Source organism: Streptomyces sp. NPDC006552 (assembly GCF_040611655.1).
Lineage (GTDB): Bacteria > Actinomycetota > Actinomycetes > Streptomycetales > Streptomycetaceae > Streptomyces.
Genome location: NZ_JBEXOS010000002.1, coordinates 212,925 through 227,265 on the forward strand (window position 1 = coordinate 212,925; position 14,341 = coordinate 227,265).

The 14,341-nt window shown below is 73.5% G+C and carries 13 protein-coding genes; 10 read left to right on the top strand and 3 right to left on the bottom strand.

What is annotated here, in order from left to right; translation table 11 throughout:
* Positions 1-30 precede the first annotated feature (30 nt).
* A complete protein-coding gene (locus ABZY33_RS02245) occupies positions 31-1,182 on the top strand; it encodes an NADH-quinone oxidoreductase subunit D (RefSeq protein ID WP_356489525.1) in 1,152 nt (383 codons plus the stop codon).
* On the opposite strand, the gene ABZY33_RS02250 is transcribed toward ABZY33_RS02245, so the two are convergent.
* Positions 1,147-2,127 carry an SAM-dependent methyltransferase gene (locus ABZY33_RS02250; protein ID WP_356489573.1) on the bottom strand — a complete coding sequence of 327 codons (981 nt, stop codon included), beginning with the start codon at positions 2,125-2,127 and terminating at the stop codon, positions 1,147-1,149. The two genes, ABZY33_RS02245 and ABZY33_RS02250, sit on opposite strands and share 36 nt — an antisense overlap.
* Before the next feature lie 163 nt (positions 2,128-2,290).
* On the opposite strand from ABZY33_RS02250, the gene ABZY33_RS02255 reads away from it, so the two are divergent.
* Positions 2,291-3,493: a sensor histidine kinase gene (locus tag ABZY33_RS02255; protein WP_356489526.1), complete on the top strand. Its 1,203-nt coding sequence runs from the start codon at positions 2,291-2,293 to the stop codon at positions 3,491-3,493.
* Between the two features lie 56 nt (positions 3,494-3,549).
* A complete protein-coding gene (locus ABZY33_RS02260; RefSeq protein ID WP_356489527.1) occupies positions 3,550-4,221 on the top strand; it encodes a response regulator transcription factor in 672 nt (223 codons plus the stop codon).
* A 7-nt stretch (positions 4,222-4,228) separates the two neighbouring features.
* Here the strand turns inward: ABZY33_RS02260 and ABZY33_RS02265 are convergent, their stop codons facing one another.
* Positions 4,229-5,335, bottom strand: coding sequence for a DUF5937 family protein (locus ABZY33_RS02265; RefSeq protein ID WP_356489528.1), 1,107 nt, complete (start codon positions 5,333-5,335; stop codon positions 4,229-4,231).
* Between the two features lie 196 nt (positions 5,336-5,531).
* On the opposite strand from ABZY33_RS02265, the gene ABZY33_RS02270 reads away from it, so the two are divergent.
* The gene (locus ABZY33_RS02270) at positions 5,532-5,783 is read left to right on the top strand and encodes a hypothetical protein (protein ID WP_356489529.1); all 252 of its coding nucleotides are present in this window, start codon (positions 5,532-5,534) and stop codon (positions 5,781-5,783) included.
* Positions 5,784-5,790: 7 nt separating this feature from the next.
* On the opposite strand, the gene ABZY33_RS02275 is transcribed toward ABZY33_RS02270, so the two are convergent.
* Entirely contained in the window at positions 5,791-6,957 is a 1,167-nt protein-coding gene (locus ABZY33_RS02275; RefSeq protein ID WP_356489530.1) for a beta-eliminating lyase-related protein, read from the bottom strand.
* Positions 6,958-7,091: 134 nt separating this feature from the next.
* Here ABZY33_RS02275 and ABZY33_RS02280 point away from each other — a divergent pair, with 134 nt between their 5' ends.
* The 6 genes from ABZY33_RS02280 to ABZY33_RS02305 all read left to right on the top strand — a co-directional run bounded on the left by ABZY33_RS02280 (position 7,092) and on the right by ABZY33_RS02305 (position 14,320).
* The gene (locus tag ABZY33_RS02280; protein WP_356489531.1) at positions 7,092-8,027 is read left to right on the top strand and encodes a DUF2520 domain-containing protein; all 936 of its coding nucleotides are present in this window, start codon (positions 7,092-7,094) and stop codon (positions 8,025-8,027) included.
* Positions 8,024-9,019 carry a pantoate--beta-alanine ligase gene (gene panC, locus ABZY33_RS02285; RefSeq protein WP_356489532.1) on the top strand — a complete coding sequence of 332 codons (996 nt, stop codon included), beginning with the start codon at positions 8,024-8,026 and terminating at the stop codon, positions 9,017-9,019. The genes ABZY33_RS02280 and panC overlap by 4 nt, the downstream gene beginning before the upstream one ends.
* Complete coding sequence (locus ABZY33_RS02290) at positions 9,016-10,725, top strand: L-aspartate oxidase (RefSeq protein ID WP_356489533.1); 1,710 nt, start codon at positions 9,016-9,018, stop codon at positions 10,723-10,725. The genes panC and ABZY33_RS02290 overlap by 4 nt, the downstream gene beginning before the upstream one ends.
* A complete protein-coding gene (nadC, locus tag ABZY33_RS02295) occupies positions 10,722-11,723 on the top strand; it encodes a carboxylating nicotinate-nucleotide diphosphorylase (RefSeq protein ID WP_356489534.1) in 1,002 nt (333 codons plus the stop codon). The genes ABZY33_RS02290 and nadC overlap by 4 nt, the downstream gene beginning before the upstream one ends.
* A 10-nt stretch (positions 11,724-11,733) precedes the next feature.
* Positions 11,734-12,531, top strand: coding sequence for a type III pantothenate kinase (locus ABZY33_RS02300; RefSeq protein ID WP_356489535.1), 798 nt, complete (start codon positions 11,734-11,736; stop codon positions 12,529-12,531).
* Between the two features lie 115 nt (positions 12,532-12,646).
* Positions 12,647-14,320 (top strand): hypothetical protein, encoded by a 1,674-nt coding sequence (locus ABZY33_RS02305; RefSeq protein WP_356489536.1) that lies wholly within the window; start codon positions 12,647-12,649, stop codon positions 14,318-14,320.
* Positions 14,321-14,341 lie beyond the last annotated feature (21 nt).

Consider the following 14,341-nt stretch of genomic DNA (forward strand, 5'->3'; position numbering starts at 1 on the left):
CGACCACCCTACGTAGGAGAGACTGTCCGCATGACGCCCACGACTCAGGCCACGGTCGGCATCGGTGGTGCCGCGGAGAGCACGGACATGGTGCTCAACATCGGTCCGCAGCACCCGTCCACGCACGGCGTGCTGCGGCTGCGTCTCGTGCTCGACGGCGAGCGCATCCAGCAGGCGGAACCGGTCATCGGCTACATGCACCGAGGAGCCGAGAAGCTCTTCGAGGCACGTGACTACCGGCAGATCGTGATGCTCGCCAACCGCCACGACTGGCTCTCCGCCTTCTCGAACGAGCTGGGCGTCGTGCTCGCCGTGGAGCGGATGCTGGGCATGGAGGTCCCCGAGCGCGCGGTCTGGCTGCGGACCCTGCTCGCCGAGCTGAACCGGGTGCTGAACCATCTGATGTTCCTGGGTTCGTACCCGCTCGAACTGGGCGGAATCACTCCGGTCTTCTATGCCTTCCGTGAGCGCGAGGAACTCCAGAACGTCATGGAGGAGGTCTCCGGGGGCCGCATGCACTACATGTTCAACCGGGTCGGCGGCCTCAAGGAGGACCTGCCGCTCGGCTGGACGGGACGCGCGCGTGCCGCCGTGGCGGACGTGCGCTCCCGGATGGACGTGTACGACCGGCTGGTCCTCGGCAACGAGATCTTCCGGGCCCGTACGCGCGGCGTCGGTGTCCTGTCGGCGGAGGCGGTGCACGCCTACGGGGTCAGCGGTCCGATCGCCCGCGCCTCCGGTGTCGACTTCGACCTGCGCCGCGACGAGCCGTACCTCGCCTACGGGGAGCTGCAGGACACCCTGAAGGTCGTCACGCGGCACGAAGGCGACTGCCTGGCGCGTTTCGAGTGCCTCTTGGAGCAGTCCCACGTCGCCCTCGACCTCGCGGACGCCTGCCTGGACCGGCTCGCCGACCTCCCGCCGGGGCCGGTCAACCAGCGCCTGCCGAAGGTCCTGAAGGCGCCCGAGGGCCACACGTACGCGTGGACGGAGAACCCGCTCGGCATCAACGGCTACTACCTCGTCAGCAAGGGCGAGAAGACGCCGTACCGGCTCAAACTGCGCTCCGCCTCGTACAACAACATCCAGGCGCTCGCCGAGCTGCTGCCCGGCACGCTGGTCGCCGACATGGTGGCGATCCTGGGGTCACTGTTGTTCGTCGTCGGCGACATCGACAAGTAGGGCACCGCCCGCCAGGTCCACGGGCTCCACCAGCCAGCCGAAGTCGCCGAGTCCGCCGCGGGCCGTCAGCTCCGCGGCCTCTCCTGCCCGCGTGAGCGCCCGTACGTACGCCGCCGGGTCCTGGGACGCCAGCGCGAGCGCGGGGCGCCCGGCGGTGACCCCCAGGGCCCGCAGGGCGGTGCGCTGCGCCACGACGCGGGCCTGCGGGGTCACCGCGCACGCGTCCAGGGCCACATGGGCGGTGAGGTCGCAGGAGCCGTCCGGCACCGGCGTGGTCGCGCGGCCGTCCCGGAAACCGGTGAGCGTGCCGAAGGGCGGCCGGGCCGCGCGCGTGTGGGCGTAGTCCACGGCGACGGCGAGACCGCGCCGCAGCGAACCGACCGCCTCCGCCCACGCCGCGTCCCGGGCCGCCCCGACCTCGGCGCGCAGCCCCGGCTCGGCCGCCATCGGCCACCAGGTGTCCAGCCAGCGGCGCGCCTCCTCGTCGAGCGGCGCCGGATCGAGGCTCTCCGTGCCGTCCGGTCCCACCAGCACCCGCCGGGCCGTGCCCGCGGCGTCCGTCTCGACGACCTCCAGGGGCACGTTGTCGAGCCACTCGTTCGCGAAGAGGAGGCCGCTGACCCCGGCGGGCGCCTCGGCCCGCCAGGCGATCCGCTCATCGAGGCCCGGGGGACGGTCCGCCTTCTCCACCGCACAGGCACGCACGCGTGCGGCGACGTCCCCCGGCAGCTCCTTCAGGACCCCGGACACCAGCTCGCCGCGGCCCGCCGCCATGTCGACGAAGGCCAGCTCGGCCGGCTCACCGAGCGCCGCGTCGACCCGGCACAGCAGTGTGGCCACGGCGCGCGCGAACAGCGCGGAGGCGTGCACCGACGTACGGAAGTGCCCGGCGGGCCCCTCGGGCCTGCGGTAGAAGCCCCGCGGCCCGTACAGCGCCTCCTCCATGGCCTCGCGCCACCCGGTTCTTCCGCCCTGCCGTCCGTGCTCCACGCCTGAAGGCTATGCGCAGGGGGCGGACGCGCCTCCACCTTGGGGAGTACGCGCGCCCGGCGCGGATCGGCCCTCCGGTTGACCCCGGCACGCCGCGGGCCTGCCTACGCTGGGTTACGTGCAGCGCCTCTACGACTTCCTCCGCAGACACCCGACGTGGGTCGACGGCTTCTGGGCCGTGATCCTGCTCGGGATCTCGGTGGCGAGCGGCAGCACCATGAACGGCTCGCCGCCGCGCGGGAACGAACTGGCGTCGGTCGTCTGCGCCGTCCTGCTGGCGGCGGTCGTGGCGCTGCGCCGCCGGATGCCGCAGAAGATGCTCCTGCTCGCGATCGCCGCGGGCCTCGGTCAGCTGGTCCTCGGCGCGCGGGTCAATCCGTCGGACTTCGCGATGCTGGTGATCATCTACACCGTCGCTGTGAGCGGTCCGCGCTGGGCGTCCCGGCTCGCCCTCGCCGGCGGGCTGTGCGCGGCGCCGCTCGCGGAGCTGCGCTGGCCCACGGACACCTCCAGCGGCGTCGAGCAGGTCGGGGTCACGGTCTTCCAGATGGTGCCCTTCGCCCTCGCCTGGGTGCTCGGTGACTCGCTGCGCACCCGCCGCGCCTACCTGGCGCAGCTGGAGGAGCGCGCCAACCGCCTGGAGAAGGAGCGCGAGGCCCAGTCGAAGGTCGCGGTCGCCGCCGAACGGGCACGCATCGCGCGCGAGTTGCACGACGTCGTCGCCCACAACGTGTCGGTGATGGTGGTGCAGGCCGACGGCGCCGCCTACGTCCTCGACCAGGCGCCCGAGCAGGCGAAGAAGGCGCTGGAGACCATTTCGGGCACGGGCCGCCAGGCGCTCGCCGAGATGCGCCGGCTGCTCGGCGTGCTGCGCACCGGCGAGCACGAGGAGGGCGGCGAGTACGTGCCGCAGCCCGACGTCGAGCAGATCGAGGACCTCGTCGACCAGGTGCGCACCGCCGGACTGCCGGTCGACTTCAAGGTGGAGGGCACGCCGCGCCCGCTGCCCAGCGGCGTCGAGCTGACCGCGTACCGCATCGTGCAGGAAGCGCTCACCAACACCCGCAAGCACGGCGGCCCGAACGCGGGCGCGAGCGTGCGCCTGGTCTACTTCGACGACGGCCTCGGCCTGCTCGTCGAGGACGACGGCAAGGGCGCCCCGCACGAGCTGTACGAGGACGGGGGCGCGGACGGCCGCGGCCACGGTCTGATCGGGATGCGGGAGCGCATCGGTATGGTCGGCGGCACGCTCGACGCGGGTCCGCGCCCCGGCGGTGGCTTCCGTATCAGCGCCCTGCTGCCTCTCAAGCCCGCCCAGTGACACGTACCAGCAACCGAACCCGCACAAGTCGCCACCACATGTGAGGACCCTCCCTGATGTCGATCAAGGTCATGCTCGTCGACGACCAGGTGCTGCTGCGCACCGGCTTCCGGATGGTGCTCGCCGCCCAGCCGGACATGGAGGTCGTCGCCGAAGCGGGCGACGGCGTCGAGGCCCTGGAGGTGCTGCGCGCGACGGCGGTGGACGTGGTCCTCATGGATGTCCGCATGCCGAAGCTGGACGGCGTGGAGGCGACGCGGCGGATCTGCGCGGACCCCCACCCGCCGAAGGTGCTGATCCTGACCACGTTCGACCTCGACGAGTACGCGTTCTCCGGCCTGAAGGCGGGCGCCTCCGGCTTCATGCTCAAGGACGTGCCCCCGGGCGAGCTGCTCACCGCGATCCGCTCCGTGCACAGCGGCGACGCGGTCGTCGCGCCGTCCACTACGCGGCGGCTGCTGGACCGGTTCGCGCCGATGCTGCCCAGCGGCTCCAAGGAGCCGCGGCACAAGCAGCTGGAGCGGCTCACCGAGCGCGAGCGCGAGGTGATGATCCTGGTCGCGCAGGGACTGTCGAACGGCGAGATCGCGGCGCACCTGGTGCTCTCCGAGGCCACCGTGAAGACGCACGTCGGCCGCATCCTCACCAAACTGGACCTGCGCGACCGCGTCCAGGTCGTCGTCCTCGCCTACGAGACGGGTCTGGTCCGCGCCGGCGGGCACGGCTGAGCCGCCGTCACCGCAGCACCCCCTCGATGAAGTCGCCGCCCAGGCGGACGACCACGCCCAGGTCCAACTGGTGCTGTACGTAGCGGCCCTGACGCCGCGTCGTGACCAGCCCGGCCTTCTTGAGCACCGACAGGTGCCGGGATATCTCCGGCGCGGACCTCCCGTGCGCGTCGGCCAGCTCGCCCGTCGTGTACGAGCCGCGCGCGAGGTGCCGGCAGAGCCGCATCCGCACCGGGTGGGCCAGCGCGGACATCCGCCGGGTCAGCTGCTCCACGGAGGGCGGCGCGGCGGGCCCCGGCGCCGAGACGGGGTAGGTGATCACCGGCTGCCAGCCCGCGCGGTGCAGCACCCACAGGTGCGGCCATCCCAGGCTGGTCGGCACCAGGACGAGGTCGCCGTCCGCCACCGACGCGACCCCCTCGGCGATCTTGTCGACGGTGACGGTGCGGCCCGCCGCGTCGAGCGAGACCGCGGCGGAGGCGGCCTGGAGGGCGGCGCCGAGCCCCTTGCGGCGGATCAGCTCCGTCTTGTGCCGCGCGTCCGCCGCCAGCTGGTGCTGCACCCGTGACCACACGTCCGCGAAGAACGCCTCCTCGCAGTCGCGCAGCAGCTCGCGCAACCAGGCCCGGACCGCGGGCGGATCGTCCAGCAGACGCCGCGTGAACCGCACCTGGTGCGCTCCGCGCGCCGCCGCCAGGTCGAGCGCGCGCTCGCGGGTGCGCGGGTCGTCGAGCCGGCTGACGGTCCTGCTCGCGTACGTGGACTGGCAGGTGAACTCCAGGGCCGCGTCCACGAACTGCTCGTCGGAGAGCTTGTCGAGCAGGTCGAGCTCCTCGGTGAGCGTCGCTCCCGGACGGGTGCGGCGCCCGGCGATCCCGGCCGACGGCGTGAAGACGTCCGAGAACGTCGTCCGCCACAGGAAGTCCGCCTCGCACAACCGGTCGGCCAGGCAGGCGTCCAGGCAGGCGGACACGCTCGTCGTCCAGCCCTGGAGCCCCGGGTGGTGGGCGGGCTCGGCCAGCGCGTGCAGCGCCATGCCGAGCTCCGCCAGCGGGGAGGGCACGACGCCGACGCGCTCGGGCGTCAGGCCGGTGATGTCGATCCGCACGCTCATGGGCCCCATGGTGCCCGCCGCCACCGACATCCGGGACGTCGATTGACAGCTCCCGTCAATCGACGTGACCGGGGCGCCGGGCGCGGAGCAACCTCCTGGTCATCGGCCCCGAAGCGCGGCAGAGCGGCCCTTACCGCCGCGACTCGGCGCATTCCGGGGCACAGGGTGACAATTGATGTGGAGCGAGGTGTTCGCCATGACCGTCAGCCAGCAGTACGCCCTCGACGTCTACCGGGCCGCCCAGCGCGGTGAGGTACCAGGACCGGTTCCGGGCACGCACGACTGGGCCGCCCTGCGCGAACTGCGCGACCACCGCCGGTTCGAGGCGGTCCTCGCCGGCCGCCCGGCCCGCGGCCGCGTCCGGGCCGCGCTCGCCCGCCGCCGCCACGCCGTGCGCGCCTGGCTGCGGCACCCCGGCACCCGCCGCGGGCCCGCGGCGGGGTGCTGAGGCTCCGCTACGCCCGCCCCGGCAACCGCCCCACGAAATCCGCGACGGCCGCGCGGACGTCGTCGGCGCTCCATTCCAGGCCCGCCGCGGCGACCGTGACCTCGGTGACCGACACGCCCGGCGCCGTGCCGCTCGCCGACCAGCGCCCGAACAGCGCCACCTTCGTCTCCTCCGCCTGCGTCACGGCCGACTCCGTGAGCGCGTCGGGCTCGTAGGGCAGCCAGACCCGGAACTGGTGGGTGTGCGGCGGCCGCGGGTGGACCCGCGCCCACGCCACCCCGGACCCGGCGAAACCCTCCTCCATCGCCTCCGCGACCACGTGCGCGTGCGCCACGTACTGCGGCAGCCGGGGCAGCTCCTGGTCCAGGCCCGCCAGCGCGGCGATCACCTGGGGGAACTGCTGGAAGACCTGGCCCCCGTAGCGGTGCCGCCAGGCCCTCGCCTCCTCCACGAACGACCGGGGGCCCGCGAGGGCGGCGCCGCTGAGCCCGCCGAGCGTCTTGTAGAACGACACGTAGACGCTGTCCGCCAGCTCCGCGATCTCGTCCAGGGGGCGCCCGAAGTGGGCCGCGCACTCCCACAGCCGCGCCCCGTCGAAGTGCACGACGGCGTCCCGCGCGCGTGCCGCCCCGCACACGTCCACCAGCTCCTGCCACGAGGGCAGTACGAACCCGGCGTCCCGCAGCGGCAGTTCGAGCATAAGCGTCCCGAACGGCTCGTCCAGCGCGTCGATCTCGTCGGCCGTGAACGGGCGCGGCTCCCGAGTGGGGTGCACCGTGCGCAACCCCGACACCTGCGCCAGAGCGCCGCGCTCGTGCACCTCCGGGTGGGCCAGCGGATGCAGGGCGACCGTGGCGCTGCCGGTGCGCCCGGCCCAGCAGCGCAGCGCGACCTGCTGCGCCATCGTGCCGGTGGGGAAGAACGCCGCCGCCTCCTTGCCGAGTAGCGTGGCCACCCGCGCCTCCAGGTCGGCGACGACGCCGTCCCCGTAGAAGTCGAGGCCGCCCGCGAGGTCGGTCACCGAGTCCGCGGCGGCCGACACCTGGGCGAGCCGCTCGCCCAGCGTGCTGTCGCCCGGCTGCCGGGCCAGCGTCCGCTTCGCGCCCCGGCGGGCCGCGAGCCGTCGCGCCGTCTGCCGGGCCTCAGGTTCATCGGGTTCGCCGTTCGCGTTCATCCACGGATCATGTCGTACGCGCGTGCGCTTGCCCACAGCCTGTGGACAACCGAGCCCGCTGCGCCCAGATAGCGTTAACATGACGAGAAATCGTCCGGTACCCCGAGCGGACTGGAACGGAAGGCCCTCGCCCCGTGTCACTTCCCTCCCCGAACCCCCGACCCGAGCCCCTCGACCCCCAGGACCGCCCGGCCCGCCTCACCGTCGGCGTCGTCGGCGCGGGCCGCGTGGGGCCCGCGCTCGCCGCCTCGCTCCAGCTGGCCGGGCACCGCCCCGTCGCCGTCTCCGGCGTCTCCGACGCCTCCGTGCGCCGCGCCGCCGCCCTCCTGCCGGACGTGCCGCTGGTGCCGCCCGCCGAGGTCCTGGCCCGCGCCGACCTCGTGCTGCTCACCGTCCCGGACGACGCGCTGCCGGGTCTCGTCGACGGCTTCGTGGAGACCGGCTCGATCCGCCCCGGCCAGCTGCTCGCCCACACCTCCGGCCGGTACGGCGTCAAGGTTCTCGACCCGGCCCTGCGCGCGGGCGCCCTGCCCCTCGCGCTGCACCCGGCGATGACCTTCACCGGCACCGCCGTCGACGTCCAGCGGCTGGCCGGCTGCTCGTTCGGCGTGACCGCCCCCGAGGAGCTGCGCCTCGCCGCCGAGGCCCTGGTGATCGAGATGGGCGGCGAGCCCGAGTGGATCGCCGAGGAGAAGCGCCCGCTCTACCACGCGGCTCTCGCCCTGGGCGCGAACCACCTGGTCACGCTGGTCGCCGAGGCCATGGACCTGCTGCGCGACGCAGGCGTGAGCGCCCCCGACCGGATGCTCGGCCCGCTGCTCGGCGCCGCGCTCGACAACGCCCTCAGGTCCGGCGACGCGGCCCTCACCGGACCCGTCGCCCGCGGGGACGCCGGCACGGTCGCCGCGCACGTCGCGGAGTTGCGCAGACACGCCCCCGGGACCGTCCCCGGCTACCTCGCGATGGCCCGCGCGACCGCCGACCGCGCCCTCGCGCACGGCCTGCTCAAGCCCGAACTCGCCGAGGACCTGCTCGGCGTCCTCGCGACCGGCGCGGAGGAGACCCGATGAGCACGAGGAGCACGGCCCTGCTGCACGAGGGCGCACAACTGCGGACACGCGCGCGTAGCGGGCAGCGCGTCGTCGTCATGACCATGGGTGCCCTGCACGAAGGCCACGCCACCTTGATCCGCACGGCCCGCGAGCGCGCGGGCGCCGACGGCGAGGTGGTCGTCACCGTCTTCGTGAACCCGCTGCAGTTCGGCGCGGGCGAGGACCTCGACCGCTACCCGCGCACCCTGGACGCCGACCTCAAGATCGCCGAACAGGCGGGCGCCGACGCCGTCTTCGCGCCCTCCGTCGACGAGGTCTACCCCGGCGGGCAGCCGCAGGTGCGCATCGCGGCCGGGCCCATGGGCGAGCTGCTCGAAGGCGCCGCGCGCCCGGGCCACTTCGACGGCATGCTCACCGTCGTCGCCAAGCTGCTCCACCTCACGCGCGCGGACGTCGCCCTGTTCGGCCAGAAGGACGCCCAGCAACTCGCCCTGATCCGCCGCATGGTGCGCGACCTGAACTTCGACGTGGAGATCGTCGCCGTGCCCACGGTCCGCGAGAGCGACGGCCTGGCCCTGTCCTCCCGCAACCGCTACCTGTCGCCGGACGAGCGCCGCAGCGCGCTCGCGCTGTCCCGCGCCCTGTTCGCGGGCCGCGAGCGGCACGCCGCCCAGCAGGCGCTGCGCGCACGGGCCGCGGAGCACCCCGCCACGCGCGCCCGCGCCCAGGCCCTCGGCGCCCTCGGTGAGGCCCGCGCCGCCGCCGACGCCCACGCCGTCGCCACCCCCGGCGGCCCCGCGGCCGTCCGCGCGGCGGCCCGCCAGATCCTGGACGAGGCCGCGCGCCTGCGGCCGCCGGTCGAACTGGACTACCTGGCCCTGGTCGACCCGGCCGACCTCTCCGACGTGGGCGAGGACTTCGAGGGCGACGCGCTCCTCGCCGTCGCCGCGCGCGTCGGCACGACCCGGCTGATCGACAATCTGCCCCTGACGTTCGGAGCCCAGCTGTGACCTCCACCGGCATACGTCTGCACGCCCCGGCCCCCGGCTGGTCCGTCGCGGCCGACGTCGTGATCGTCGGCTCCGGCGTCGCGGGCCTGACCGCGGCCCTGCGCTGCGAGGCCGCGGGCCTGACCACCGTCGTGGTCACCAAGGCCCGCCTCGACGACGGCTCCACCCGCTGGGCGCAGGGCGGCATCGCCGCCGCGCTCGGCGACGGCGACACCCCCGCCCAGCACCTGGACGACACCCTGGTGGCGGGCGTGGGCCTGTGCGACGAGGAGGCCGTGCGCACCCTCGTCACCGAGGGCCCCGGCGCCGTACGCCGGCTCATCGCCACCGGCGCCCACTTCGACGCGGCCGACGACGGCGGGCTGGCCCTCACCCGCGAGGGCGGCCACCACCGGCGCCGCATCGCGCACGCCGGCGGTGACGCGACGGGCGCGGAGGTCTCCCGCGCCCTCGTCGACGCGGTCCGCGCGCGCGGCATCCGCACCGTGGAGAACGCCCTCGTCCTGGACCTGCTCACGGATGCCGACGGCCGCACCGCCGGGGTCTCCCTGCACGTCATGGGGGAGGGCCAGCACGACGGCGTCGGCGCGGCCCTGGCCCCCGCCGTGGTCCTCGCGACCGGCGGCATGGGCCAGGTCTTCTCCGCGACCACGAACCCGCACGTGTCGACCGGGGACGGCGTCGCCCTCGCCCTGCGCGCCGGAGCCGAGGTCAGCGACCTGGAGTTCGTCCAGTTCCACCCGACGGTGCTCTTCCTGGGCGCGGACGCCGAGGGCCAGCAGCCGCTCGTCTCCGAAGCCGTCCGTGGCGAGGGCGCCCACCTGGTGGACGCGGACGGCGTGCGCTTCATGGTGGGCCAGCACGAACTGGCCGAACTCGCCCCCCGCGACATCGTCGCCAAGGGCATCACGCGCCGCATGCAGGAGCAGGGCACCGACCACATGTACCTGGACGGGCGCCACTTCGGGGCCGACATGTGGGAGCACCGCTTCCCCACCATCCTCGCCGCCTGCCGCGCCCACGGCATCGACCCCGTCACCGAGCCCGTCCCGATCGCCCCGGCCGCGCACTACGCCTCCGGCGGCGTACGCACCGACCCGCACGGCCGCACCACGGTGCCCGGCCTGTACGCGTGCGGTGAGGTCGCCTGCACCGGCGTCCACGGCGCCAACCGGCTCGCCTCCAACTCCCTCCTGGAGGGCCTGGTCTACGCGGAGCGCATCGCGGACGACATCACGCGCCAGCACGCCGCGCAGCAGCTCCCCGCGCGCGTGCCCGCACCCGTCCCGCACCCGTCGACCCCGACCCACCCCCTGCTGCCCCGCGAGGCCCGGTTCGCCATCCAGCGGGTGATGTCCGCGGGCGCGGGCGTGCTGCGCTCCGCCGACTCACTCGCCGAGGCCGCGGCCCAGCTCGGCCGCATCCACGCCGACGCCGTCAACTCCCTGGCCGAGGACGGCAAGACGGCCGAGCCGGGCGTGGACACCTGGGAGGCGACGAACCTGCTCTGCGTGGCCCGCGTCCTGGTCGCCGCCGCCCGCCGCCGCGAGGAGACCCGGGGCTGCCACTGGCGCGAGGACCACGCCGACCGCGACGACGCGAACTGGCGCCGCCACATCGTCGTGGGCCTCAATCCCGACCGCACTCTGGCCACGTACACCACTCAGACCGCAGACTTCCCGGCAACGACCCTTCAGGAGCAGTGACCGACGTGAGCGCCACCCCCGACCTCCCCCTGGCAGACGCCGACAGCGACGGCTGCGGCGACGCGTGCGGCTGCGCGCAGGCGTCGGCCGGGGCCGAGTCCGCCATGGAGTGCGGCCTCGACCCCTCGCTCGCCCAGCTGCTGCTCGACGCGGGGCTGCACCCGGTCGAGATCGAGGACATCGCCCACATGGCGATCGCCGAGGACCTGGACGGCGGCGTCGACGTGACGACCGTCGCCACGATCCCCGAAGAGGCGGTCGCCACCGCCGACTTCACGGCCCGGGAGAACGGGGTCGTGGCCGGCCTGCGGGTCGCCGAGGCGATCATCTCCGTCGTGGCCACCGACGAGTTCGAGGTCGAGCGGCACGCCGAGGACGGCGACCTCGTGAGCGCGGGCGACAGGCTCCTGTCCGTCACCACCCGCACCCGCGACCTGCTGACCGCCGAGCGCAGCGCGCTCAACCTCCTGTGCCGCCTCTCCGGCATCGCGACGGCCACGCGCGCGTGGGCCGACGCGCTGGAGGGCACGAAGACCAAGGTCCGCGACACCCGCAAGACCACACCCGGTCTGCGCTCCCTGGAGAAGTACGCGGTCCGCGCGGGCGGCGGCGTCAACCACCGCATGTCGCTCTCCGACGCCGCCCTGGTCAAGGACAACCACGTGGTCGCCGCGGGCGGCGTCGCCCAGGCGTTCCAGGCGGTCCGCGACCGCTTCCCCGGCCTGCCCGTCGAGGTCGAGGTCGACACGCTGCACCAGCTCCGCGAGGTCCTGGACGCCGGCGCCGACCTGGTCCTGCTCGACAACTTCACGCCCGCCGAGACCGAGGAGGCGGTGGCGCTCACGGCCGGCCGCGCGCTCCTGGAGTCCTCCGGCCGGCTGACCCTGCAGAACGCGGCGGAGTACGCGAAGACCGGGGTCGACTTCCTCGCCGTCGGCGCCCTCACCCACTCCTCGCCGATCCTGGACATCGGCCTCGACCTGCGCGAAGCGGAGTGACGCGGCCGCCATGCTCCTGACCATCGACGTAGGCAACACCCACACCGTCCTCGGCCTGTTCGACGGCGAGGAGATCGTCGAGCACTGGCGCATCTCCACCGACGCGCGCAGAACAGCCGACGAACTCGCCGTCCTGCTCCAGGGCCTGATGGGCATGCACCCGCTGCTCGGCGACGAACTGGGCGACGGCATCGACGGCATCGCCATCTGCTCGACCGTCCCCTCGGTCCTGCACGAACTGCGCGAGGTCACCCGCCGCTACTACGGCGACGTCCCCGCCGTCCTGGTCGAACCCGGCATCAAGACCGGCGTCCCGATCCTCATGGACAACCCCAAGGAGGTCGGCGCCGACCGCATCATCAACGCGGTCGCGGCCGTGGAGCTGTACGGCGGCCCGGCGATCGTCGTGGACTTCGGCACGGCGACGACGTTCGACGCGGTCTCCGCGCGCGGCGAGTACACCGGCGGCGTCATCGCCCCCGGCATCGAGATCTCCGTGGAGGCGCTCGGCGTGCGCGGCGCGCAGCTGCGCAAGATCGAACTGGCCCGGCCGCGCAGCGTCATCGGCAAGAACACCGTCGAGGCGATGCAGTCGGGCATCGTCTACGGCTTCGCCGGCCAAGTCGACGGCGTGGTGCAGCGCATGGCCAAGGAGCTGGCGGACGACCCGGACGACGTGACCGTCATCGCCACCGGCGGCCTCGCCCCGATCATCCTCGGCGAGGCCTCGGTCATCGACGAGCACGAGCCGTGGCTGACGTTGATCGGTCTGCGGCTGGTCTACGAGCGCAACGTCTCGCGCGCCTAGGTGTTCGTCTCGCGCGCCCAGGTGTTTGTTCCGCGTTCATACAACCTTCATCCGGCATCGCCGGTCTGAGTCGCCGATCGGAACACCTTCGATCAGTGACCGCTGAAGGAGCGCCATGCCGTCAAGACCCCTACCCCGCTACGCACTGCGCGCCGGCGCCGCCGCCCTCACGGCGGGGCTGCTGGCGCTCGGCACGGCTTCTCCCGGGCAGGCGGCCGACGGGGACGCGCCGCTGAAGTTCGAGTTCGCCGGGGACCGTGATTCGGTCGAGGTCGATCCGATCGGCTCGTCCGGTATCACGTTCTCCACGCGCAACACAGGCGAGCAGGACCTGAAGAACCTGACAGTGACGATCGACGCCACCGCGTTCAAGGACCAGATGTCGTTGTCGAGCAACGAGGCGGGCTGCGAGGTGAAAGAGAAGCTGATCATCGTCTGCTCGGAGCAGGGGGTGAACGGTGGCAAGCCGCTCGAGCCGGGGGCGTTCTTCGTCACGAGCGGGCAACTGCGGGTGTTCGCGAATTCCCAGCCCGGCTTCGCCGGGCAGATCCGGATATCCGCCACGTCGAACGGCGTTCCCGTCGGGAAGACGACGATGAAGGCGGCCGTGGCGGACGAGGGGCTGTACATCGACAGGGACGGCTCCCGCTCCCCGGAGTCGCAGCCCGGCCGGACCGTCCAGCCCCTGGCGGGCTTCAGAAACTTCAGTACCCGCACCGTGCAGGACGTCTACGTATCGGTGATGATGACCCAGGGGTTGTCGTACGTCGAGGAGTTCAGCAACTGCGAGTACGGTGACCGGTCCGGATACCCCTCCGAGGACACGGCGATGATGTGCCGCGTCAAGGGGCCCGTCGAGCCCGGCGCCACGTACGACCTGGACGTGTCGGCAGTGAAGATCGGCACCACTGCCCTGTACGAACGATGGACCGGCAGCCTCGGTGAGCGCGACCGCAGCAGCGAACTCATCTCCCCGCACCGCGGTACCGGACGGGAGCTGAAGCTCACGAAGCGCGCGGAAGGCCCCGGAAAGCAGCTGGGTTTCTACTTCTACGGCGGGGTCGCGGCGGACAACTCGACGGACCTCGAAGCGCTGGGCGCCACCCTCGACGGCAAGGCCGGGCAGGTGGTGACGGCCGAGCTGGGCGCCCGCAACAACGGACCGGCCACCCTCGTGAACTACGAGGGCGAGGATCCGGGCGAGGACGCCACTTCCGGCGTCTCGGTGAAGATCCCGCAGGGCACGACGGCGGTCAAGGTCCCGGCCGACTGCCGCGCGACGACATCCCCCTACACCAGTGTCCCCGGCGCCAGGGCCTACCGGTGCCTCCAGGACCTCCACGACACCTACCTCAACGCGGGGCAGACCGCGCCGTTCGTCTTCGACCTGCGCATCGACAAGCCCAAGGCCCTCGCCCCGGGCTCGATCACGGTGCAGCGCGAGCGGGACAGCGGCAGCAGGGACTACAAGGACAGCAACACCAAGAACAACACCGCCCCCATCACCGTGACCGTCGACGGCAAGCTGGGTGACGGCTCCACCACGTCCACGGGCGGTACGGGCTCGACGTCGGGCGGCGCCACGGCGACCCCGGGCACCGGTCACGCCTCGGCCTCCCCGGGCAACGGCGGCTCCGCCACCACGACCTCGGGCGGCACCGGGTCCGGCTCCATGGCCGACACCGGCGCGGGCGCCCTGCCCTGGTACGCGGCGGCCGCCGCCACGGCCCTTGCCGCCGGCGGGGTGCTGTTCACCGTCGCCCGTCGCCGCCGAGCGGGCCGCGCGTAAAAGCCTGTTCCTCATCCCCGG